The following is a 22,429-nucleotide window of genomic DNA, read 5'->3' on the forward strand; positions in this document are numbered from 1 at the left end:
TTACCTTGTGAGTGCGCGGCGCATGGCAAAGCTGACGCCATCGACCAGCGCCACCAGCAACAGCATAGCGAGGATGACGGTGGCGGCCAGCGGCATCTGGAATAAGGACAGGTGGTATTTAAGCATCTGCCCCAAACCACCGGCGCCCACTACGCCGAGAATCGCGGCGGCGCGGATATTGTTCTCCCAGCGGTACAGCGTGTACGACATCATCTGCGGCAGCGTTTGCGGCAGCGTGGCATAGAAGAAGGCAGCAGTGGCGCTGGCGCCGTTGGTGCGCAGGCTTTGTTCCGGCAGCGTTGCGGCATTTTCCAGCGAGTCGGCGAACAGCCGTCCCAGCACGCCGGCCGTGTGCGCGGCCAGGGCCAGTGTGCCGCCCAGCGGACCGAGGCCTGCGGCGATCAGCATGATGGAGGCCCACACCAGTTCCGGTATCGAGCGCAGCACATTGAGCACGCCGCGCATGGCGGCGCGCGGTGCTGCGCCGAAGCGGCCCGAAGCCGGCAGCGAGAAGGCCAGGCCGAAGATCACGGCCAGCAGCGTGCCCAGGCCGGACATCGCCAGCGTTTCTATCGCCGCCCAGAAGGTCTTGGTGAGGAAGGGCAGGCCGGTTTCCGGCGGCGTGAAGCCGGCCAGCAGTTCCAGCGTGCTGTTGACGGCTTCGGTGGTGAAGAATTCCCGCCACTTCAGCGGCAGCGTGGCGAAGCTGGCGACGATCAGGGCCAGTACCAGCAGCATCAGGATGCGCACGGTCCAGTCGCGTGGCGGCGGCTTGGGCATGTTCGGATTCATCCCAGCCTCCGCCGCAGCACTTTGGAGAACTGGTCGGCCAAGGCCACCAGCAGCACGAACACCAGCAGCATGGAAGAGACTTCGGCGCCCGCCAGCATTTTCATTGATTCGTCCATGCGCTGGCCTAGGCCGCCAGCGCCGACGAAGCCCATCACCACCGAGCCACGGATGGCGCATTCCCAGCGGTAGACGGTGTAGGACATCAGCTCCGCCGCGGCTTCCGGCAAGGCGCCGTATAGCAGTGCGTTGAGACGTCCGGCGCCGTTGGCCAGCAGCGTGTCGCTGGCGTGGGCGTCGGAGGATTCGAGGATTTCGGCGTAGACCTTGCCCAGCATGCCGCAGTAGGTGAGGGCGATGGCCAGTACGCCGGCGGTCGGACCGAGGCCGATGATGCGCACGAACAGTAGCGCCCAGACCAGTTCCGGCACCGAGCGCAGGATCACCAGCAGCCAACGCACCGCCTGGCGCACGGTGCGCGCAATGACGCTCATGCGGCCGGTGCCCAGCGCGGAAATCGACAGCTGTTCGTTGATGATCAGTGTGGCGGGAATCGCGCCCAGCAGCGCGAGCGCCAGGCCGGCGGTGGCGATGGCGACGGTATTCCAGGTTTCGCGCAGCAGCATCTCCAGGAACTCGGCGCTGTGCGCCGGCACCAGGAAGTCTGCCAGGAAGCGGCCGGTAGCGCTCAGGCTTTGTTGGTCGAACAGTATCCACGGCTTGAATTCGGTGACCACCAGCGTTGGCCATAGCACCACCAGTGCCAGGATGATGGCGATGACGCGGCCGCGTAGTGCGGGATCGGCGTGGCGTGGATTCAGCGTGGCGGCCATTACAGGCAGGCGCCCACGCCGAGTTTGACCGACATCGGATCATCACCTGCTGGCGGCACGCTATCGGCAGGCTGTTCGCCCTGATACAGCGCGGCGATCATCTGCGGCGTGACTTGTTCGCGCGGCAGGTCGAAGGCGATGCGGCCGTCGCGCAGCGCGACGATGCGCGGGAAGTGACCGAGCGCCAGATCCACCTGGTGCAGGCTGCAAATCAGCGTGGCGTTGCGCGCCCTGGCTTCTTCGCGCAGCGTGGACAGCGTCAGTTCTGACAGCGCCGGATCGAGCGCGGACAGTGGCTCGTCCACCAGCAGTGCCTTGGCTGGCGACAGCAGCAAGCGCGCCAGGCCGCAGCGCTGGCGCTCGCCGCCGGACAGGCGGTCAACGCGCGAGTACAGCTTGTCGCCCAGATTGAAGCGCGACAGCGCCTGCCACGCGGCTTCGGGATCGGCAGGCTTGAACAGCGAGGCCAGCGCCTGCCACACGCTCCATTGCGGCAAGCGTGCGGCCAGCACCGCCGTCACTACGCGCTGGCGCGGTGGCAGTGGCGGCGTCTGCGGCGCCAGGAATAACTGCGCGCGCAGGCGGTGCCGCGCAGCTTCGCCGAGCGACCACGGAGCCGCGCCGAAGGCCTGAAAGCTGCCTCCAGACGGCTTGTGGGACAAGGACAGTGTCGCCAGCAGGGTGGTCTTGCCGGCGCCGGAAGGACCGATCAAGGCCAGTTGCTCACCCTGCTCGATGGTCAGGTTGATGGCTTGCAGCGCGGGAGTGGACTGCCCGCCGAGATGGCGGACAGTCAGGTCTTGCAATTGATACGTGGGCATAGGTGAAACTGACAGCGTCTTACTTCAGCAGACCCGCGTTCTTGGCTGCGGCTTCGATGTTCTTGTAGTTGTCGACTTTGGTCGGGATGAACTTGACGGTGCGTTGCAGGTCCATGATGGCCTTGTCTTCAGGCTTGTTGATGTCCAGCGCCAGGAAGGCGTCGCTCAGCTTCTTCTTCAGGTCCGCGTTCATGTCGGTGCGCACCGACCAGTTGTAATCGTAATAGCCTGGAGTGGTGTAGAACACGCGCACCACATTAGGATCGACTTTTTTCGACTCGACCAGTTTTTCCCACACCGAGATATTCAGCGCGCCGGCATCCACCTTGCCGCCTGCGACCGCAGCCACGGTGGCGTCATGCGCGCCGGAGAAGGCGATGCGTTTCAGATCGGTGTCCGGATTGATCTTGGCGGCCAGCAGGTAGTAGCGCGGCATCAGGTGGCCCGAGGTCGATGACTCGGAACCGAAGCTCAGGGTCTTGCCTTTCAGGTCATTCAGGCTGTTGATGCTCTTGTTGGTGGTGACGAACACCGAGCGGAATTTTTCATCTTCGGTGCGCTGCACCAGCGGCGTGATGGCGCCCTTGCTGCGGTCATTCGCCTGCACGAAGGTGAAGCCGCCGAACCAGACCATGTCCACTTTCTTGTTGATCAGCGCTTCCACCGAAGCGGCGTAGTCGGTCACTGGCGTGAATTCGACCTTCATGCCGATCTTCTTCTCCAGGTATTCGCCCAGTGGCTTGAACTTGCGTTGCAGTTCGGTTGGCGCTTCGTCCGGGATCGCCGACACGCGGAACACGTGATCGGCCGACTGTGCATGGGACCAGGAAGCGGCCAGCATCATGCCGGCGGCGAGTACGGATTTGAGGGAGATTTTCATGGTGGTTAACCTTTTATGTGAGAAGTCGCACAGAACTTTTGGCACGGCGCTACAAAATGGATATTCGGCTATCATAACAAAAATCATCTAAGCAGATGACCACCCAGAATAAAGGCAGAGCGTTCCATGCAATTGTCCCGTGCCCCGGCGATCCGTGTTGTATCGCCCCTCGCCAGCAACACAGTCTCGCAACGGCCCGCGCATGGTAGCGCAGCGGTTATCAAGGAAATCACCGAAGGTCTGCTGGCCGACGCTGCCTACACCTCGCCCAAATTCCTGTATGACAGCCTGGGCTCCAAGCTGTTCGAGGCGATCTGCGAATTGCCTGAATATTATCCAACCCGTACCGAGGCCGGCATCTTTGCCGCATACGGCGCCGACATGGCAAATGCGATAGGAGCTGGCTCGTCGCTGATCGACCTTGGCGCTGGCAACTGCGCCAAGGCGGCGTCGCTGTTTCCGTTGCTGAAGCCAGCGCAGTATGTGCCGGTCGATATCTCGCGCGATTTTCTGCTTGGCGCGGTGGCGCAATTGCAGCAGCGCTTCCCGCAGATCGAAATGACCGCGCTGGGCCTGGACTTCTCCAGCGGCTTCGCCTTGCCGGACAGTGTGCGTGGCGAGCGCCGCGTGTTCTTCTATCCGGGGTCGTCGATCGGTAATTTTTCGCCGGAGCAGGCGGTCAGCTTCCTGCGCGGCTTGCGTGCCAATGCCGGCGAGGATGGCGGCCTGCTGATCGGCGTGGACCTGATCAAAGACCATGCGGTACTGGATGCGGCGTATGACGATGCGCTGGGCGTGACCGGCGCATTCAACCTGAACATGCTGCGCCACCTGAATCACCTGATCGGCGCGGACTTCGACGTCGGGCAGTGGAAGCATGTGGCCTTCTTCAACGCTGACAGGAGCCGTATCGAAATGCACCTGGAAGCGCGCTGCCCGCTGACGGTCAGCTGGCCGGGTGGCGAGCGCGATTTCGCGCGTGGTGAGCGCATCCACACGGAAGACAGCTATAAGTACACGCGCCAGTCCTTTGTCGCGCTGCTGGAAAAAGCGGGCTTTGCGACTTCGCGCATGTGGACTGACAAGGATGGCTGGTTTGCTGTCATTCATGCGCGAGCCAGTTGATATGAATCTGCTGCATCGCTACGCCGCCGTACGCAAGCACACGCTGGCGCTGGCCGAACCTTTGTCGGATGAAGACTGCGGTGCGCAGTCTATGCCGGATGCCAGCCCGATCAAATGGCATCTGGCGCACACCACCTGGTTCTTTGAGACGTTTATCCTGGAGCGTATGGAGACGGATTTCACGCCGTTTCATCCGGCCTTCCGCATCCTGTTCAACTCCTACTACAACGGCATCGGCGAAAAGCATCCGCGCCCGCAGCGTGGCCTGTTGACGCGGCCGGGCATGGCGCAGGTGCGCGCGTATCGTGCCGATGTCGATGCGCGCATCGCTCGCCTGCTGGAGCGCGAGCACGGCGAAGAATTGGACATGCTGCTGACGCTGGGCCTGCAACACGAGCAGCAGCATCAGGAATTGATGCTGACCGATGTCAAGCACCTGCTGGCGCAAAGCCTGTTGCGGCCTGCCTATATGGATATCCCGCTGCCAGCCGCTGGCGTAGCGCCAGCGATGGCGTGGCTGTCGTTTGACGGCGGCCTGACCGACATCGGCCACACTGGCGACGGCTTCAGCTTCGACAACGAACTGCCACGCCATAAACAATATGTGGCGCCGTTCGCGCTGGCATCGCGGCTGGTGACCAATGGCGAATACCTCAACTTCGTCAACGCTGGAGGCTATGCCAACGCCGCGCTATGGCTGGCCGAAGGCTGGGATTGGGTACGCACACAAAATCTGCGGGCGCCGATCTACTGGTTCCAGGACGAGAAGGGCGGATGGCAGGAATTCACGCTGCACGGCCCGCAGCCGCTGGATCTTGACCGGCCGGTCACGCACGTCTCGCTATTTGAAGCGGACGCCTACGCCCAATGGGCCGGCGCCCGTTTGCCGACCGAAGCCGAATGGGAATACGCCGCCGCGCAAGCCAGCATCGAAACCGGTTCGCTACATCCATCAGGCGCCACTAGTGACGGCCTGCGGCAAATGTACGGCCACTGCTGGCAATGGACCAGCAGCAGCTACGCACCGTATCCCGGCTTTGCTGCGGCGGAGGGCGCGCTGGGCGAGTACAACGGCAAGTTCATGCTGAATCAATACGTGCTGCGCGGCTCATCCTGCGCCACGCCGGAAGGCCACGCACGCGCCAGCTACCGCAACTTCTTCCCCGCCGGCGCCCGCTGGCAATTCACCGGCATCCGCCTCGCGCAACGCTAAACCAAATCCGGGTCAGTTCCGCCAAACGTACACGGATTTAGGTGTGGAGGCGGAACTGGCTGACGACGGCGTTCAGTTCGCCGGCCTGATCTTGCATCGCGGATGCGGCGGCAGCGGCTTGTTCGACCAGCGCGGCGTTTTGCTGTGTGACCTGGTCCATCTGGCTGATGGCGATGTTGATTTGCTCGATGCCGCTGGTTTGCTCGCGGTTGGCCAGGGACATTTCTTCGACGATTTCGGTCACTTTACGTACGCTGTCTTGTACCTCGCTCATGGTATTGCCTGCCAGATCGACCAACTGCGCGCCAGCGGCCACTTTGTCTACCGAGGCGTCGATCAGTTCCTTGATTTCCTTGGCGGCGCTGGCGGAGCGCTGCGCCAGTGTGCGGACTTCCGATGCGACCACCGCAAAGCCTCGGCCTTGTTCGCCGGCGCGGGCTGCTTCCACTGCGGCGTTCAAGGCCAGGATGTTGGTCTGGAAGGCGATGCCATCGATGACGGCGATGATGTCGACGATCTTGCGCGAGGAGTCGTTGATGGCGTTCATGGTGTCCACCACCTGGGCGACCACGGCGCCGCCGCGTTGCGCCACTTCGGTCGCGCTTTGAGCTAGCTGGTTGGCCTGATGCGCGTTGGCGGCGTTCTGCTTGACGGTGCTGGTCAGTTCTTCCATCGAGGCGGCGGTTTCTTCCAGCGAGCTGGCCTGTTCCTCGGTGCGCGATGACAGGTCCATATTGCCGCTGGCGATTTCCGCCGACGCGGTGTTGATTGCGCCAGTGCCGCTGCGTACGCGGCCGACGATGTTGGACAGGTTGTCGCTCATCTGCGCCATCGCTTGCAGCAGCTGGCCCATTTCGTCGCGCTGGGTATTGCTGATGTTTTGCGTCAGGTCGCCGGCGGCGACGGCGCGCGCCACCAGCAGCGCGTCGCTGATGGGATCGGTGATCGAGCGGGTGACGCGCCATGCGAACGCCAGTCCCAGACCCAGCGCCACCAATCCCAGCCAGCCCATCATCTGCCGCGCCATCGAGATGTCGTGTTTGACCGCCGCACCGTTTTCGTTGACGATGGATTTTTGCAGCTCGTTCAGCTGGCGCACGCTGTCCTGGAGTTTGTTCAGCTTCGGCAGCATGTCAGCGCGCAGGAAGGCGAGCGCTTCGTCGCGCTTGCCGTCGGCCAGTATCTTGCCGACTTGCGTGAATGACGCCACGTAGGCCTTGCGTTCGTCGCCGATGCGTGCCAGCAGGGCTTTGCCCTCGTCGCGCGTGACCAGGCGGCCCAGTGTTTGCAGTGCGTTGCTGATGGTTTGCTTGTTGGCGTCCATCTCGCTCTTGATGGCGGCGAGGCGGCTGCTGTCGTCGGTGGTGAACAGTTCGAGCGTGAGCGCGGAATTGGCGCGGGTGGTGGTGCTGACAGTGGCCGCCGCTTCGGCTTTGACCCAGTCGTTGTCGATGATGGTGTCGTTGAGGGAGCTGATGCTGCTTAGTCTTTGCAAGCCGATCACGATCAGGATCGCCATCAGGATGAGCACTGCACCAAACGCCACGCCCAGTCGCGCGCCGATTTTTAGATTCGAGATATTCATGCGACTGCTCCGGTATCCACTGTAGGTGCAGTATAACGGTGCAGTGCACAAATTGGTGTTGCGCGGAGGGTACGCCCCTCCGCGCAGTCGGGATTACGCGGTGGTCGCGCCTTGCGCCTGTTCCGCAGCCGAGCGGGCCATCTGGCGGTTGACGGCGCTGAGTACGGCCTTGAAGGACGCGGTCAGGATGTTGCTGTCGGTCGCCGCGCCGAACAGGGTCGGGCCATTGGCCAGGCGCAGTTCAACATAGCAGGCTGCCTTGGCGTTGGCGCCGGAGCCGATCGAGTGCTCGTGGTAATCCATCAGCTTGATGTCCAGGCCGAGCGCATCGACGAAAGCGTCAATCGGGCCATTGCCGCCGCCTTGCAGCGCCAGTGGTGCGCCGTTGTGGATCAGGGCGATGTCGATCTGCACCGGTTCATCGCTGCTGGTGTCTTCCACCATTTTGTGCGACTGGTAGCCGTACGGCGATTGCTGCTCGAAGTACTCTTTGCTGAAGATGTTGTAGATGCCTTCGGCAGTGATTTCCAGGCCGGTCTGGTCGGCTACTTGCTGCACGGCGCGGCTGAATTCAATTTGCAGACGGCGTGGCAGTACCAGGCCGTAATCCTGTTCCAGCAGGTAGGACATGCCGCCTTTGCCCGACTGGCTGTTGACACGGATGACTGCGTCGTAGCTGCGGCCCAGGTCTTGCGGGTCGATAGGCAGGTATGGGATTTCCCAGATTGCGCCTTCTTGCTGCTTGGCGAAGCCTTTCTTGATCGCGTCCTGGTGCGAGCCGGAGAAGGCGGTGAATACCAGGTCGCCGACGTAGGGATGGCGCGGGTGTACCGGCAGCTGGTTGCATTCCTCAACTACTTTGCGCACTTCGTCGATATCGGAGAAGTCCAGGCCAGGATGGACGCCTTGCGTGTACAGGTTCAGCGCCAGCGTCACCAGGTCGACGTTGCCGGTGCGCTCGCCATTGCCGAACAGGCAGCCTTCGACGCGGTCGGCGCCGGCCATCACTGCCAGTTCCGCCGAAGCGACAGCGGTGCCACGGTCATTGTGCGGGTGGACCGAGATGAGCAGCGAATCACGGCGGGTCAGCTTGCGCGACATCCATTCGATCTGATCGGCGTAGATATTCGGCGTGCTGCATTCCACGGTGGATGGCAGGTTGATGATCAGCTTCTTGTTCGGCGTAGGCTCGAAGATGGCGATCACGGCGTCGCAGATATGCTTGGAGAAATCCAGTTCGGTGGTGGAGAAGGATTCCGGCGTGTATTCGTAGCCCCAGTCGGTTTGCGGGTGCTGCTTGGTCAGTTCTTTCACCAGCTTGGCGCCGGTGGTGGCGATGTTGGTGATCTCTTCGCGCGACATGCCGAACACCACTTTGCGGAACACTGGCGCCACCGAGTTATACAGGTGGACGATGGCGCGCTTGGCGCCGACGCAGGATTCCACGGTGCGGCGTATCAGCTCTTCGCGCGACTGGGTCAATACGATGATGGTGACGTCGTCCGGGATGCGGTTTTCATCAATCAGCTTGCGCACGAAATCGAAATCGGTTTGCGAGGCCGACGGGAAGCCCACTTCGATTTCTTTCAGGCCGATCTTGATCAACAGGTCGAAGAAGCGCAGTTTTTTCTCAATGCTCATCGGCTCGATCAGTGCCTGGTTACCGTCGCGCAGATCGGTACTCATCCAGATCGGCGGCTTGCTGATCACGGCGTTAGGCCAGCTGCGGTCGGACAGTTGGACGGCTGGGAATGGACGGTATTTGGACGCTGGGTTCTGCAACATCATGGTAATGCTCCTGGATCTGGAAAATAGGGGGCTTGCTAGCGATGTGGCGAAGGGCTGCCGTGCGGCCACGGAATACTAGGCGCGGCAACCGATCGGTAGTTTTAGCAGTAGCGAAAAAGCTGGGAGCATCGGTACGACTTTCCTGGATTTTGAAGACGGTGCGGCTTATGGCCGGCACGAGGGTACAACAGGGACGCGGATTAAACGCGTGCTAGTAGACGCGCTGCTAGCGATAGGGCGCTGGCAGGCGATAGCAGGAAAGCGGATAGGTGCAGATGCGAGATCATTCCTTTAATGTAAGCGATCAGCCGCGCGCCCGTCAAGCGAATGTTTTTGTGGTTGATTTGATTATTTTGCAATCACGGCATACCATCAGGGGCATTTCATGGATGGAGGCAGGGTATGCGGCGCTTGATGAGCGGGATATTGTGTGTGTTGTTTGCGGGCGTCGCGCTGGCCGCGCCGCCCAAGCCGGTCAGCACGCCGGAGGATGTGGCGGCGATTACCGCTGTCACCGAGCAGTTCCAGGCGGCGTTGAAGGCCAAGGATGTCAAGGCGTTGTCGTCGCTGATGCTGAATTCGAATATCTTGTGGAGTTCCCCCGCGTCGGACAAACAGGTGGCCAAGCTGCGTGCGGAACACGATCCAAATTTCGACGGCGTGCGCGCGGGCGGCTACAATGATTTTGCGTGGTTTATCAAAAACGCCAAGAAGGACATTGAGGAGCGTTTTTATAACATCAAGATCACCCAGGACGGTGACCTGGCCTGGGTGATGTTCGACTACGAATTTGTCGGCGATGGAAAGGTAGAGAACTACGGCGTCGAGACCTGGCAGATGGTCAAGCGCGGCGGCCAGTGGAAGATCTTCTCCGTGGTCTGGTCGACGCACTTCCCGGAGCAATAATCAGCCGACCTTGACGCGCGCTTCACCTGCCGCCATGCGGCCGATGATGGCGGCGTCGGAGAAACCTTCGCGGCGGAACAGTGCCAGGACTTCCTCGGCGCTGGCTTTGTCGCAGGACACCAGCAGGCCACCGGAGGTTTGCGGGTCGGTCAGCAGCGAGTGCTGTGCCGCCGTGATCGATGGCGACAGCTGCACGTCCTTGCCGTAGGCCTCCCAGTTGCGGCCCGAGGCACCGGTGTAGTAGCCGTCGTGGGCCAGTTGTTCGACGCCTGGCAGCAGCGGGATCTTCGCCATTTCCAGCTGCGCCTCCAGCCCGGCGCCGCGCGCCAGTTCCAGCAGGTGGCCCAGCAGGCCGAAGCCGGTGACGTCGGTCATCGCGTGCACGCCGGCCAGCTCGGACAAGGCCTTGCCCGGCTTATTCAGCTTGGTGGTGTTGGTGATCATGGCCTGGTAGCCAGCGGCATCCAGCTTGCCTTTCTTGAGCGCTGCCGACAACACGCCCACGCCCAGCGGTTTGCCCAGCACCAGCACATCATCGGCTCTGGCATCGGCGTTGCGTTTCACTTTCGACGGATGGATCAGGCCCATCACCACCAGGCCGTAGATAGGCTCCACCGAATCGATGGTATGGCCGCCCGCAATCGGAATGCCCGCTTCGGCGCAAATCGATTCGCCACCCTTGATGATCTGGCCGATGGTGTCGATCGGCAGTTTGTTGATCGGCATGCCCACCAAGGCCAGCGCCATGATCGGCGTGCCGCCCATGGCGTACACGTCGGAGATGGCGTTGGTGGCGGCGATGCGGCCGAAGTCGTACGGGTCGTCGACAATCGGCATGAAGAAGTCGGTGGTGGCAATCAGCGCCTGTTCGTCATTGAGCTTGTAGACAGCGGCGTCGTCGGACGTTTCGATCCCCACCAGCAGTTCCTTGGGCACCGCGAATCCGTTGGAATTCTTGAGGATTTCGGACAGCACGCCGGGCGCGATTTTGCAGCCGCAGCCACCGCCGTGGGAGAAAGAGGTCAGTTTGATTGCGTCATTGCTCATGGTGTGATTCCTGTTGTGTTCGAGGTGCGGCGGGGTACAATCGGCGCATGACTTCCAGCTCTTCTTCGTTCAGGAACGCCACGTCGCAGCAATTGGCTCGCGCCCTGCAGCATGCCAGGGATTATACGCTTTCGCTGTTCGACTGTTTTTCTGCGGCCGGCATGGACGCCGCGTCGCGCGTGCCGCAGCTGCGCAACCTCAATCCACCGTTGTGGGAGCTGGGGCAGATCGCCTGGTTTGCCGAATGGTTCATTCTGCGCGAAGCGGAATCCAGCCATCCGGCCGACGCCCATGGCCACTGCCTGCTGACCAAGGGCGACGACTGGTTCGACGCCACGCGCGTGCCGCACCGCAGCCGCTGGACGCTGGATCTGCCCAGTAGCGGTGGCGTCAAGACCTATTGCCACGAGGTGCTGGACCGGGTGCTGGACAAGCTGACGCGCGTAGCCAATACCGATACGGCCTTGTATCCCTATCGCCTGGCGCTGGCGTATGAGGACCTGCGTGGCGAAATGCTGCTGCACAGCTTGCAGACGCTGGGCCTGGCCGCGCCCGCGCCGCTACTCAGCGAAGCGCAGCCTATGTTCACGCCATCCGAAATCGGCTTCCCCGGCGGGACCATTCAACTGGGCAGCAAGCCGGATGCCGGCTTCAGCTTCGATAACGAACGCCAGCAGCATGCTTTTCATGTGGCGCCGTTTGTCATCGACAGTACCTTGGTCAGCAACAGTCAGTATGCAGATTTCGTCATGGATGGTGGTTATGATCAGCGCCAGTTCTGGAGCAGCGCCGGCGCGGACTGGCTGATGCGCCAGGAGCGCTCGGCGCCGCGCTACTGGCAGCGCGACGGCGCCCAGTGGCGCGTGATGCGCTTCGGGCGATTGACCACGCTGGCTGGCGCCGAACCAGTACGGCATGTGAGCCTGTACGAGGCCCAGGCATATTGTGCCTGGGCTGGCCGCCGTCTGCCGAGCGAGGCGGAATGGGAGTATGCTGCGTTGTCCGGCCACCCGGCGTTCCGCTGGGGCCAGTTGTGGGAATGGACCGCGTCTCCGTTCGAGCCGTATCCGGACTTCAAGGCAGACCGCTATCTGGAATATTCCGAGCCGTGCTTCCATACACACCAAGTGCTGCGCGGTGCGTCGTTCGCCACGCCGTCGCGCTTTGGCTCGGCCAAATTCCGCCATTTCCAGCTGCCGGAACGTGACGATCTCTTTGCAGGTTTCCGCACCTGCGCCTGGCCCGGATAGTTTCGCTTTTGCGCGGCGCTCTGCTATGCTTTTTGTTTTACTTTCCGAGGGCGCCGTCCATGAAACTGAAGCTGAAGCACTTCCTGATTTCCACCGTCGTCATGGGCGCGGCCGCGCAAGCCCTCGCAGCAGAGCAGGTGACGGTAGTCCGCGCCGGCCGGCTGGTGGATGTGGTGGCTGGCACTGTGCTCAAGGACCAGACCATCGTCATCAGCGGCGAGCGCATTATCTCGGTCGGTCCGAGCGCGTCGGTGCAGGCGCCTGCCGGCGCGAAGGTGATCGACCTGTCGGCGCAGACCGTGCTGCCAGGCCTGATCGACATGCATACCCACCTGACCGCCGATCCTTATATGAGCGGCTATAACTCGCTGGGCGTGTCCGACACCCGTGCCGCGTTGTACGGCGTGCGCGCAGCGCGCAAGACGCTGGAGGCTGGCTTCACCACCGTGCGTAATGTGGGCGCCGCCGGCTTTGGCGACGTGGCGCTGCGCGACGCTATCAACGACGGCGACTTCGTCGGCCCGCGCATGCGCACCGCCGGTTACGCCATCGGCATCAAGGGCGGCCACTGCGATGAAAATCTGCTGCCGCCGGAGGTCAACTTCACCGGCCGTGGCGTGGCCGATGGACCGTGGGAAGCACGCGCCAAGGTGCGCGAGATGGCCAAGTACGGCGCCGATGTGATCAAGATCTGCGCTTCCGGCGGCGTGCTGTCGAAAGGCGATGAGCCAGGCGCGCAGCAATACACGCTGGAAGAGATGCAGGCCATCGTCAGCGAAGCGCACAAGCTGGGACGCAAGGTGGCTGCGCACGCACACGGCACCAGCGCGATCCACGACGCCATCCTGGCCGGCGTCGATTCGATTGAACACGCCAGCCTGATTGACGACGCCAATATCAAGCTGGCGAAACAGAAGGGCACTTACCTGGTGATGGACATCTACAACGATGACTTCATACTGCAAGAAGGTACAAAGGCGGGCATGCTGCCGGAGTCGATTGAGAAGGAAAAGGTGATCGGCCAGCTGCAGCGCGATAACTTCCGCAAGGCGTTCCAGGGCGGCGCGAAAATGGCCTTCGGCTCGGACTCCGGCGTTTATCCGCATGGCGACAACGCCAGGCAGTTCTATTACATGACCAAGTACGGCATGACTTCGATGCAGGCGATTCAGGCCGCCACTATCAATGCGGCCGACCTGCTGGGCTGGAAGGATCGCGTCGGCTCCATCAGCGTGGGCAAATACGCTGACATCATCGCTGTCCAGGGCAATCCGGCCGATGACGCGACCGAGTTGACCAAGGTGTCGTTTGTGATGAAAGGCGGCGTCGTCATTCGCTAACACTAAGGGCATCCCTTACGCCACTCCTGAAAGTCAGAGTATTCCTCGCAAATTACCAGTTTGTTGTGGACAAAAATATGGGGTAATGGATAATCCGTCATTTTTTCCTTTACACCAGGAAGTTGATGGAAACGTTCAAAAAACTAAAAATAGGGACGCAGCTGGCGCTGAGCTTCGGTACGCTGACTGCGCTGATGCTGATCATGGCAAGCTTCGCGGTCGTGCGCACCTCGTCGATCGCCAGTGCTTTCCACGATGAGCAGCGGGTGCTGGCTGAAAAACTGGAGCCGATGTATGTGGCGCGCGAGGCGCTGGCGCAAACCGGCCTGGCCGCGCGCAACGCCTACATTTTCGCCGACGCGGCGCAAGCCAGCCGCGAGCTGGCCATCATTGATGAGCAGAAGGCGATGTATCTGGCTGCATTGGAGAAGATGGCGCCGGCCTATCAAGGCGACGCCGGTTTCAACAAGGTACGCGATGGCCTGCTGAAGATGGCCGATGAACTCAAGCGCCCGCGCAAGTACCGCGAGGCGGGCGATATGGAAGGCATGGCGGCTTTCCTGACCAATGAATGCAGTCCGCTGCGTAAGCAGATTGTGGCCGACATGGGCGTGCTGCTGACCTCTGTTCAGCAGGAGACACGTGCCGCCAGCGCCGGTGTTGACGCGCATGCCAGCGCTGCGCTGCTGTGGATCGCACTGCAAGCCTTGCTGTCGCTGATCGTCAGCATATTGATCGCGTGGGTGAATACGCGGCTGCTGTTGAAGCAGCTGGGCGGCGAGCCGGCTTACGCCACTCAGATCGCCAACCAGATCGCTGAGGGCGACTTGTCCGCAACCGTGGCGCTGAAGGCGAACGATGAACACAGCCTGCTGCACGCGATTGCCACGATGCGCGACAACCTGTTCTCCATCGTTGGCCAGGTACGCCAGGGGACCAATCTGATTGCCACTGCTTCTTCCGAAATCGCCAGCGGCAACCGCGATCTGTCGCTGCGCACCGAGCATCAGTCGGAATCGCTGGAGAAGGTCGCCACCGCGATGGAAGAGCTGACCGGTACGGTGCGCCAGAATGCGCACAACGCCATGCAGGCGAATACGTTGGCGGTGTCGGCGTCGGATGTATCGGAGCAGGGCGGGCAGGTGATGGAACAGGTTACCGTGACCATGGCCTCGATTAACGCATCGTCGAAGAAGATCGTGGACATCATCTCGGTCATCGACGGTATCGCTTTCCAGACCAATATCCTGGCCTTGAACGCCGCTGTGGAAGCGGCGCGCGCGGGTGAGCAGGGACGCGGCTTTGCGGTGGTGGCACAGGAAGTGCGCACGCTGGCACAGCGTTCCGCGTCCGCCGCCAAGGAGATCAAGGCACTGATCGATGATTCCGTGGCCAAGGTTGGCGCTGGCTCCGAGCAGGTGCACAAGGCGGCGGAGACGATGCACCAGGTAGTCAGCAGCGTCAAGCGCGTGACCGAAATCATGGGCGAAATCAGCGGCGCCAGTATGGAGCAGACGGCCGGCATCGAACAGGTCAACAAGGCGATCGGCGAGATGGACGCGATGACTCAGCAAAACACCGCACTGGTTGAGCAGGCATCGGCTGCTGCGCAGGAGTTGCAGGACCAGTCCACCAGCCTGGCACATGTGGTGGACGTATTCAAGTTAGAATCGCACAAGGCCAGCGTCAGCAGTATGCGCGGCCATCCGGCGCGCGCCACTGCCGCCGTTCCGTCAACCGATGAGGAAGTGCGCCGCATAGCATGAAGATAGGCTTGCAAACCTGGGGCAGTCATGGCGATGTGCGGCCGTTTGTCGCGCTGGCCGAGGGTTTGCAACTGGCGGGGCATGAGGTCACGCTGGTGATTACCTGTGTCGACAGCGATGCCTATGCGGCGCTGTCGTCGCCGCCGGGCGTGCGGCTGCGGGTGGTGGCTTCGCCGGTGATCGACCAGGCGGAAGTCGAGCGGCTGGGCGAGGCGGCGGCGCGCATGAGCAATCCGTTCGCGCAATTGAAGATGCTGATCGAAGGCGGCTTCCTGCCGGCAGAAGAGGCGATCTTCGCGGCGTCGCGGCAACTGGCTGAGGAATCCGATCTGCTGATCGGCCACTTCTTTGTCTACCCCTTGCAGATTGCGGCGGAGCGCGCCGGCAAGCCGTATGCGACCGTGCTGCTGTCGCATGTGATGGTGCCGAGTGCCTACAGCTATCCCTTGCCGCTGCCATTCGGCCAGCGCTGGTTGTGGCGCTTCACGCAATGGGCGTTGCACAGGGCCGCCTCGCCTTATCCCAACCGCTTGCGCGCGCAACTGAATATGCCGCCGAGCGGAGATATGCTGACCGAGGTGTGGCTGTCGACACAAATGACGCTGCTGGCGGTGAGTCCGCAGATTTGCGAGCGCCAGCCTGACTGGCCGTCATCGATCCAGGTGACCGGCTTCCTCGATATGCCGAATATGCAGCTGGAAGGACGGCTAACCGAAGCGGTGGAAGCTTTTCTCGCCGCTGGCGGAGCGCCGGTATACATGACCTTCGGCAGCTGGACGCCGCGCGATATTCCGCACCAGACCGAGAATCTGCAATTGCTGACGCAGGCCGCACGCCTGTCCGGCCGTCGCGCGATCATCCAGACGCCGGACGCCGCCGCTTGCGGTTTTCATTCGGATCAGCAGATCCTGTACGTCAGTGCCTCCCCTCATCATCTGATCTTCCCGCGCTGTGCGGCGGTGGTGCATCACGGCGGTGCCGGCACCACCCAATCGACGACGCTGGCGGGACGGCCATCCATTGTGGTGGCGAATATCTCGGAGCAGGAACATTGGGGGCAGGAGCTGCGCCGGCTGGGCATCGCCGGCAAGCTGCTCAGGCGTCGCAGCGTGACGGCAGCCAGGCTGGCGGCGCGTATCCGCGCGCTGCGGCCAGCAATGCAGATCAAGGCGGCCGCCGTTGCGCATGCGATGGCGCAGGAAAACGGCGTGGCTAACGCGGTACGCGTCATCAACGAAAAATTTGGAGTGGGACGTGGAGATGCTTAAGATAGGCGCGCTGTTCTTGGTGACGGCGCTGGCGGAAATCATCGGCTGTTATCTGCCTTGGCTGGTGCTCAAGCAGGGCAGGACGGCTTGGCTGTTGCTGCCAGCCGCCGCGTCGCTGGCGCTGTTTGCCTGGCTATTGACGCTGCATCCGGCGGCTGCCGGACGCATTTACGCCGCTTATGGCGGTGCTTATATCTGCGTGGCGCTGTTGTGGCTACGCCTGGTCGACGGCATGGCGCTGACGCGCTATGACGCCGCCGGCGCCGTGCTGGCGCTGGCGGGCATGGCGGTTATTGCCTTGCAGCCGACGCAGTAATCAGCAATGGATTACAGCAGCGATTCGGCCAGGTCTTTCAGGTCGTCGGCGTACTCGGTTTCGACCAGCTGCTTGCGGGCGACGCCGCTACGGTAGGCTGCGGCAGCGATCTTAGGCGTAACGCCGCTCAGCAGGCGCGGGTCCAGCAGGCCAGGTACGATGTAGTCCTTGCTGAAGCGTGCGTCGCTGCGCGCCATGTCAGCCAGGGCAACCACGCAAGCGCGTTTCATTTCCTGGTTGATGGTGGTTGCGCCCGAATCCAGCGCGGCACGGAACAGGTAAGGGAAGCACAGCGCGTTGTTGATCTGGTTCGGATAGTCCGAGCGGCCGGTGGCGATGATCGCGTCCGGGGCGACTTCGCGCACCAGTTCAGGGCGCAGCTCAGGTTCCGGATTGGCCAGCGTGAACACGATAGGCTGGGCCTTCATGCGCTGGATGTCGGCTTGCGACAGCACGCCAGGACCGGAAACACCAAGGAACACGTCCGCGCCATCCATCACGTCGGATAAGGTGACCGCGCTGGTGTCCTGCGCCCAGGCGGCTTTTTCGCCGTCCAGGGTGCGTGCGGTGGACAGCACGCCTTTGCTGTCGCAGACGAAGATGTTCTTGCGCTGCGCGCCCAGGTCAACCAGCAAGTCCAGGCAGGCGATGGCCGCCGCACCGGCGCCGGAGCAGACGATCTTCACGGTGGCGATGTCGCGGCCGGTCATTTCAATCGCGTTCAGCATGCCGGCGCCAACCACGATGGCGGTGCCGTGCTGGTCGTCGTGGAACACCGGAATCGACAGGCGCTCGCGCAGCTTGCGTTCGATGTAGAAGCACTCCGGCGCCTTGATGTCTTCCAGGTTGATGCCGCCGAAGGTTGGATGCAGCGCGGCGATGATCTCGACCAGCTTGTCCGGATCGCTCTCGTCGATTTCAATGTCGAAGGCGTCGATGCCGGCGAATTTTTTGAACAGCACGACTTTACCTTCCATCACCGGCTTGCCGGCCAGCGCGCCGATGTTGCCCAGGCCGAGCACTGCACTGCCGTTGGTGATGACGCCAACCAGGTTGCCCTTGGCGGTATATTCATAAGCCTTGGCCGGATCGCGCTTGATCTCGACGCACGGCGCGGCAACGCCAGGCGAGTAAGCCAGCGCCAGGTCTTCCTGGGTGCTGACGCTCTTGGTAATCTCGATGGCGATTTTGCCGGCGCTACCGGCACGGTGATAGGCCAGTGCCTTTTGTTCAATCGTGGTCATTTTATTCTTTATTCCTTTAAAGCGAAAAACGCCTGCACGAGCCAAAGGCAGGTACAGGCGCAAACTGCTGGGGATTCAGTCAATCATGGATACAGGCCACGTACCTCACGCGCTTGCAGCACTCGGGTGCAAGCGAGGATGAAGGTGGCGGTTCGCAGCGTGACTTTCTTTTCCTGCGCAACGGTCCATACTGCATTGAATGCGTCCTGCATGATGCGGGTCAGGCGTGCATTGATTTCATCTTCAGTCCAGAAGAAGCTGGAGAAATCCTGCACCCATTCGAAGTATGACACGGTTACGCCGCCAGCGTTAGCCAGTACATCAGGAACGATCAACACATCTTTGTCGGTCAGGATGTCGTCGGCTTCCGGCGTGGTTGGGCCGTTGGCGCCTTCCAGGATGATTTTAGTGCGAATACGCGGCGCGTTAGCGGCAGTAATCTGCTGTTCCAGTGCGGCCGGGATGAGGATCTCGGATTCAACATCCCAGAAAGCGTCGCGATCCAGGATCGCTTCGGCGCCTGGGAAGCCAGCGACGCCGCCGGTTTCCGCGACGTGCTTGTGCAGGCGGGCGATATCCAGGCCGCCTTGATGCACCACGGTGGCGGTGTGATCCTGCACGGCGATGACTTTCGCGCCAGCTTCAGCGAACATGGTTGCTGCCACGCCGCCGACGTTGCCAAAGCCCTGCACGGCGACACGGGCGCCGGCAATCGCCACGCCACGCTTGGCGGCGGCTTCGCGGCCGACCACGAACACACCGCGGCCGGTCGCTTCGCGGCGGCCCAGCGAGCCACCCAGCGAGATTGGTTTGCCGGTCACGACGCCGGTCGACAGATTACCTTCGATCATGGCGTAGGAGTCCATCATCCAGGCCATCACTTGTTCGTTGGTGTTGACGTCCGGTGCAGGAATGTCTTTGTTCGGGCCGATGATCAGGCTGATTTCGCTGGTGTAGCGGCGGGTCAGGCGCTGCAGTTCGCCGCGCGACAGGGTTTTAGGATCGACACGGATGCCGCCTTTGGCGCCGCCGTATGGCACGTTGACCGCAGCGTTTTTCACGGTCATCCATGCCGAAAGGGCCATCACTTCGGACAGGGTCACGTCCTGGTGGAAGCGCACGCCGCCTTTGCCTGGACCACGCGACATATTGTGCTGCACGCGGTAGCCTTCGTAGTGGGCGATGCTGCCATCATCGCGCTCGATCGGCACGTCGACAGTCAGGATGCGCTTAGGGCGCTTGAGCGTTTCCACCCAGCGCGACAGAGGACCGAGGTGCGGGGTAACGCGATCGATTTGCTGCAGGTAGACACCCCATGGGCCGAGATCTTCGGCGTTGAGGTAGGAAGGCAGTGCGTGTTGTGCTTGTACAGAGGTCATGCTCAAGGCTCCTGATGGATTCGTTTGCTGAACGCTGCTCGTGGCAGCTGTTCAAGTGGGTCGAATCCTACGCCTGGGCATTTAGGGCCGCCAATGCTGTATGCGCATTCTGCTATGCGTAAAATGCATAGTTATCTTTCCGATACCGGAATGTGCCGTTTTCTGCGTCCGCCATTCTGCTGCGTTTCAAGGAAATCCCACAGTCGGTCGACGATGGGCTTGCCGTGCCGCGTTGCCGATGGACGCTCGCGGTAGAGGCGGATTTCCATTTCGATTTCCCAGTCCGAGGTATCGCCGTCGGCACGCGCCAGCTGCTTTTGTTTGAGTTCGCGGGTGACTGCGGATTCCGGCAGGAAGGCGACGCCACGGCCTTCCAGCGCCATCATCTTCAGGCCTTCGGCCATATCGGTTTCGTAATGCGGCTCCAGGTGCAGCGGGGTTTTGGCGTCGTTGAGTATCAGCTCCACCATACGGCCCAGATAGGCATTGTTGGTGTAGGAGAGGAAGGGCAGCGGCGCGCGCTTGGTGCCGGGCAGCGTAAATTCCGGCACCTTGTTTTTATCGCAGCGCGCGTAGGCGCGCAGCGACTCGCGGCCCAGTACCAGCATGTCGTAGCGACCCGGATCCAGCTGCACCGGCTGGCGCGGATGGTGATAGCACAGCAGCAGGTCGCAGCCGCCTTCGACCAGTTGCAGCACGGCGTCGTGGACGTTGAGCGCCATCAGCCGGCTGCGGATCGGCGCGAAGTCTTGTTCCAACCTGGTCAGCCACTTCGGCACAAAGGTCAGCGACAGCGTATGCGGCACGGCCAGGTCGATGCTGGTCTGCGCGGCGGCGCGCTTGCTGCGCAGCATTTCGCGCGCGCCGTTAATCTTGGACAGCATCTCCAGCGCCTGTTCATAGAACACGATGCCGGCCGGCGTCAGCCGGGTGGGGTAGGAGGTGCGGTCGATCAAGTCCGTGCCCAGCCAGTTTTCCAGCGACTGGATGCGGCGTGAGAAGGCGGGCTGCGTCACATGGCGCAGCGCCGCCGAGCGGCTGAAGTTATTGGTCTCCACCAGTGAGATGAAGTCTTCCAGCCATTTGGTTTCCATACCTATCCTTTACGCTGTGATCGAGACGATGCTGCGCATCGGCGTGAACACATAGGCCAGCAGCGCGAACATCACCAGTATGATGCCACCGCCGATGAACAATTGCGATAGCGAGACCAGTGTCAGCAGCCATCCGGCGCTGGCGGCCGACAGCGGCGCCAGTCCCATAAAGATGAACATGAAGATGCTCATGGCGCGGCCCATCATGCGCGGCGGCACACGGCGCTGTATCCAGGTGAAGACGTTGATCTGCATATAGCCGGCCAGCAGGCCGAGCGTCAGCATCAGCACGGCCGCCTGCCAGGCCGCCTGCACCAGCCCGAGCGGCGCGACCAGCAGCCCGGCCACACCGTCCACCAGCAGTATCATCACGCCAAAGCTGGCGAAGCGCAGCTGCGCGCCGAATTTGGCCGCGATGCCCATGCCGAGTAGCGTGCCCGCGCCGTGCGCTGCCATCAGCACACCCAAGGTCGAGGCGCCGTGCAGGTCGGCCGCGAGTACCGGTATCGCCACCTGCATCGCGCCGCCGATCAGCAGCGAGACGATGCCCCAGTAGCTCAGGCACAGGCGCAGCGGCAGGTCGTTCCACACCATGCGCAAGCCTTCGCCGACGGAGCGCAGCACCGATTGCGGCGCCTCCGCCTGCTGCGGCGCGTTGAGCTTGACCCGCGACAGCGTCCACGCCGAGATCAGATAGCTGGCGCAGTCGATGCCGAAGGCCAGCGCCAGGCCGCCAGCGTTGCTGACCGCGCCGCTGTTCTTGTCGCCGCTGATCGCCAGCAGGCCGGCCGCCAGCAGCGGCCCGACCAGCATCGACACCTGGCGCAGTCCCATCATCACGCCATTCGCTGCCTGCAGCTGTTCGGGCGGTATCGCCAGCGGCATGATCGAGGTTGCCGACGGCATGCCGAATGCTTGGGCCAGGCCGATGCCCAGGGCCAGTAGATAGATCAATTGCAGCGTCATGTGCGATGTCAGCGCGATGGTCAGCGACAGTGTGTCCGATAGTGCGACGGTGCGTGTGCTGTCGGCGCACAGCACCAGCAGTGTCAGCAAGGCCAGCAGCACGGCGTTGGCCAGCTTGCTCAGCATGAACACGCGCTTCGGCGAATAGCGGTCCACCAGCGCGCCGCCGATCAGGATGAATACCGCGCGCGGGATGCTCATCAGCGCGATCACCAGCCCCAGCGCCAGCGTATCGCCGGTCAGCTTGAGCACCAGCCAGGGCAGGGCGATCATGGTCATCTGGTCGCCCAGCAGCGCAATCACGCTGCCGCGCATCAGCCATTTGAAGTTGGCGTTCTGCCTGAGCACGCTCATGAGTTGGACGCATCCATGCCGGCGATCAGCGCCAGTGCCTGGCTCAGCGCATCAAACTGGCCTTGCGGGCAGTTGCGCAGCAAGTCTTTGCTGATCTGGTTGGCTACGGTGACTGCGTTGGTCAGCAGTTCGCGGCCGGTGGCGGTGATGACGGCATAGGCCACGCGGGCGTCGCGCGGATCTTGCTGGCGCTCGACCAGGCCGATTTTCTCCAGCGGCAGCAGGGTGCGCGTGACGCCGGACGCGGTCAGGCCCTGGCGCTCGGCCAGGTCGACGCGGCGCAGGCGGCCGCCCGGTGCGCGGTTCAGGTAATGCAGCAGCATGAAGTCACTGAAGCTGATGCCATGGTAGCCGCCCAGTACCTGGTCGAGGCGGCGCACCAGCGTGGCTTGCGCGCGCATCAAGCGCAGGGTGAATTCCAGGCTGGGATTGATGGTGTCGTCGGTCATGGTTGTATAGTCGTTG

At 62.2% G+C, this 22,429-nt stretch carries 20 protein-coding genes; 8 read left to right on the forward strand and 12 right to left on the reverse strand.

The genetic code is table 11. The annotated features are described in order from the left end of the window. Genes phnE through KW842_RS12795 form a run of 4 tightly spaced genes read right to left on the reverse strand, consistent with a single transcriptional unit; the run spans position 1 to position 3,323 of the window. Positions 1 to 792: a phosphonate ABC transporter, permease protein PhnE gene (gene phnE / locus KW842_RS12780; protein ID WP_218304481.1), complete on the reverse strand. Its 792-nt coding sequence runs from the start codon at positions 790 to 792 to the stop codon at positions 1 to 3. Next, positions 789 to 1,622, reverse strand: coding sequence for an ABC transporter permease (locus tag KW842_RS12785; RefSeq protein WP_218304482.1), 834 nt, complete (start codon positions 1,620 to 1,622; stop codon positions 789 to 791). The genes phnE and KW842_RS12785 overlap by 4 nt, the downstream gene beginning before the upstream one ends. Beyond that, on the reverse strand, positions 1,622 to 2,443 hold the full coding sequence (locus KW842_RS12790; protein WP_218304483.1) for a phosphonate ABC transporter ATP-binding protein: 822 nt from the start codon (positions 2,441 to 2,443) through the stop codon (positions 1,622 to 1,624). Before KW842_RS12790 ends, KW842_RS12785 begins: the two co-directional genes overlap by 1 nt. A 19-nt stretch (positions 2,444 to 2,462) precedes the next feature. Continuing rightward, complete coding sequence (locus tag KW842_RS12795) at positions 2,463 to 3,323, reverse strand: putative selenate ABC transporter substrate-binding protein (protein ID WP_218304484.1); 861 nt, start codon at positions 3,321 to 3,323, stop codon at positions 2,463 to 2,465. A 126-nt stretch (positions 3,324 to 3,449) separates the two neighbouring features. On the opposite strand from KW842_RS12795, the gene egtD reads away from it, so the two are divergent. Then, entirely contained in the window at positions 3,450 to 4,448 is a 999-nt protein-coding gene (gene egtD / locus KW842_RS12800) for an L-histidine N(alpha)-methyltransferase (protein ID WP_218304485.1), read from the forward strand. Continuing rightward, a complete protein-coding gene (egtB, locus tag KW842_RS12805) occupies positions 4,432 to 5,661 on the forward strand; it encodes an ergothioneine biosynthesis protein EgtB (protein ID WP_218304486.1) in 1,230 nt (409 codons plus the stop codon). Before egtD ends, egtB begins: the two co-directional genes overlap by 17 nt. A gap of 37 nt (positions 5,662 to 5,698) precedes the next feature. Here egtB and KW842_RS12810 read toward each other — a convergent pair whose 3' ends face one another. After that, a complete protein-coding gene (locus KW842_RS12810) occupies positions 5,699 to 7,246 on the reverse strand; it encodes a methyl-accepting chemotaxis protein (RefSeq protein WP_218304487.1) in 1,548 nt (515 codons plus the stop codon). 93 nt (positions 7,247 to 7,339) lie between these two features. After that, complete coding sequence (leuA, locus tag KW842_RS12815; RefSeq protein WP_218304488.1) at positions 7,340 to 9,034, reverse strand: 2-isopropylmalate synthase; 1,695 nt, start codon at positions 9,032 to 9,034, stop codon at positions 7,340 to 7,342. 414 nt (positions 9,035 to 9,448) lie between these two features. On the opposite strand from leuA, the gene KW842_RS12820 reads away from it, so the two are divergent. Further along, the gene (locus tag KW842_RS12820) at positions 9,449 to 9,940 is read left to right on the forward strand and encodes a nuclear transport factor 2 family protein (RefSeq protein WP_218304489.1); all 492 of its coding nucleotides are present in this window, start codon (positions 9,449 to 9,451) and stop codon (positions 9,938 to 9,940) included. Here the strand turns inward: KW842_RS12820 and selD are convergent, their stop codons facing one another. Further along, complete coding sequence (gene selD, locus KW842_RS12825) at positions 9,941 to 10,987, reverse strand: selenide, water dikinase SelD (protein WP_218304490.1); 1,047 nt, start codon at positions 10,985 to 10,987, stop codon at positions 9,941 to 9,943. Between the two features lie 47 nt (positions 10,988 to 11,034). On the opposite strand from selD, the gene senA reads away from it, so the two are divergent. The 5 genes from senA (at position 11,035) to KW842_RS12850 (ending at position 16,927) form a co-directional block, all read left to right on the forward strand. Next, on the forward strand, positions 11,035 to 12,237 hold the full coding sequence (gene senA, locus KW842_RS12830; protein WP_304515013.1) for a selenoneine synthase SenA: 1,203 nt from the start codon (positions 11,035 to 11,037) through the stop codon (positions 12,235 to 12,237). A gap of 59 nt (positions 12,238 to 12,296) precedes the next feature. Then, positions 12,297 to 13,577, forward strand: a complete 1,281-nt coding sequence (locus KW842_RS12835; RefSeq protein ID WP_218304491.1) for an amidohydrolase family protein — start codon at positions 12,297 to 12,299, stop codon at positions 13,575 to 13,577. Between the two features lie 125 nt (positions 13,578 to 13,702). Further along, the gene (locus KW842_RS12840; RefSeq protein WP_218304492.1) at positions 13,703 to 15,343 is read left to right on the forward strand and encodes a methyl-accepting chemotaxis protein; all 1,641 of its coding nucleotides are present in this window, start codon (positions 13,703 to 13,705) and stop codon (positions 15,341 to 15,343) included. Continuing rightward, entirely contained in the window at positions 15,340 to 16,611 is a 1,272-nt protein-coding gene (locus tag KW842_RS12845; RefSeq protein WP_218304493.1) for a glycosyltransferase, read from the forward strand. The genes KW842_RS12840 and KW842_RS12845 overlap by 4 nt, the downstream gene beginning before the upstream one ends. Next, positions 16,604 to 16,927 (forward strand): YnfA family protein, encoded by a 324-nt coding sequence (locus KW842_RS12850; protein WP_218304494.1) that lies wholly within the window; start codon positions 16,604 to 16,606, stop codon positions 16,925 to 16,927. Before KW842_RS12845 ends, KW842_RS12850 begins: the two co-directional genes overlap by 8 nt. A gap of 11 nt (positions 16,928 to 16,938) precedes the next feature. Here KW842_RS12850 and KW842_RS12855 read toward each other — a convergent pair whose 3' ends face one another. From KW842_RS12855 to KW842_RS12875, 5 genes are all read right to left on the reverse strand, one after another. Beyond that, entirely contained in the window at positions 16,939 to 18,171 is a 1,233-nt protein-coding gene (locus tag KW842_RS12855; protein WP_218304495.1) for a malic enzyme-like NAD(P)-binding protein, read from the reverse strand. Positions 18,172 to 18,254: 83 nt separating this feature from the next. Then, the gene (locus tag KW842_RS12860) at positions 18,255 to 19,550 is read right to left on the reverse strand and encodes a Glu/Leu/Phe/Val dehydrogenase (protein WP_218304496.1); all 1,296 of its coding nucleotides are present in this window, start codon (positions 19,548 to 19,550) and stop codon (positions 18,255 to 18,257) included. A gap of 131 nt (positions 19,551 to 19,681) precedes the next feature. Continuing rightward, positions 19,682 to 20,644 carry a LysR substrate-binding domain-containing protein gene (locus tag KW842_RS12865; protein WP_218304497.1) on the reverse strand — a complete coding sequence of 321 codons (963 nt, stop codon included), beginning with the start codon at positions 20,642 to 20,644 and terminating at the stop codon, positions 19,682 to 19,684. Positions 20,645 to 20,653: 9 nt separating this feature from the next. Beyond that, positions 20,654 to 21,964: an MFS transporter gene (locus tag KW842_RS12870; RefSeq protein WP_218304498.1), complete on the reverse strand. Its 1,311-nt coding sequence runs from the start codon at positions 21,962 to 21,964 to the stop codon at positions 20,654 to 20,656. Continuing rightward, complete coding sequence (locus KW842_RS12875; protein WP_218304499.1) at positions 21,961 to 22,413, reverse strand: MarR family winged helix-turn-helix transcriptional regulator; 453 nt, start codon at positions 22,411 to 22,413, stop codon at positions 21,961 to 21,963. The genes KW842_RS12870 and KW842_RS12875 overlap by 4 nt, the downstream gene beginning before the upstream one ends. Positions 22,414 to 22,429: the final 16 nt, after the last annotated feature.

This window comes from Duganella sp. sic0402 (assembly GCF_019219065.1).
Taxonomy (GTDB): Bacteria; Pseudomonadota; Gammaproteobacteria; order Burkholderiales; family Burkholderiaceae_D; genus Rugamonas.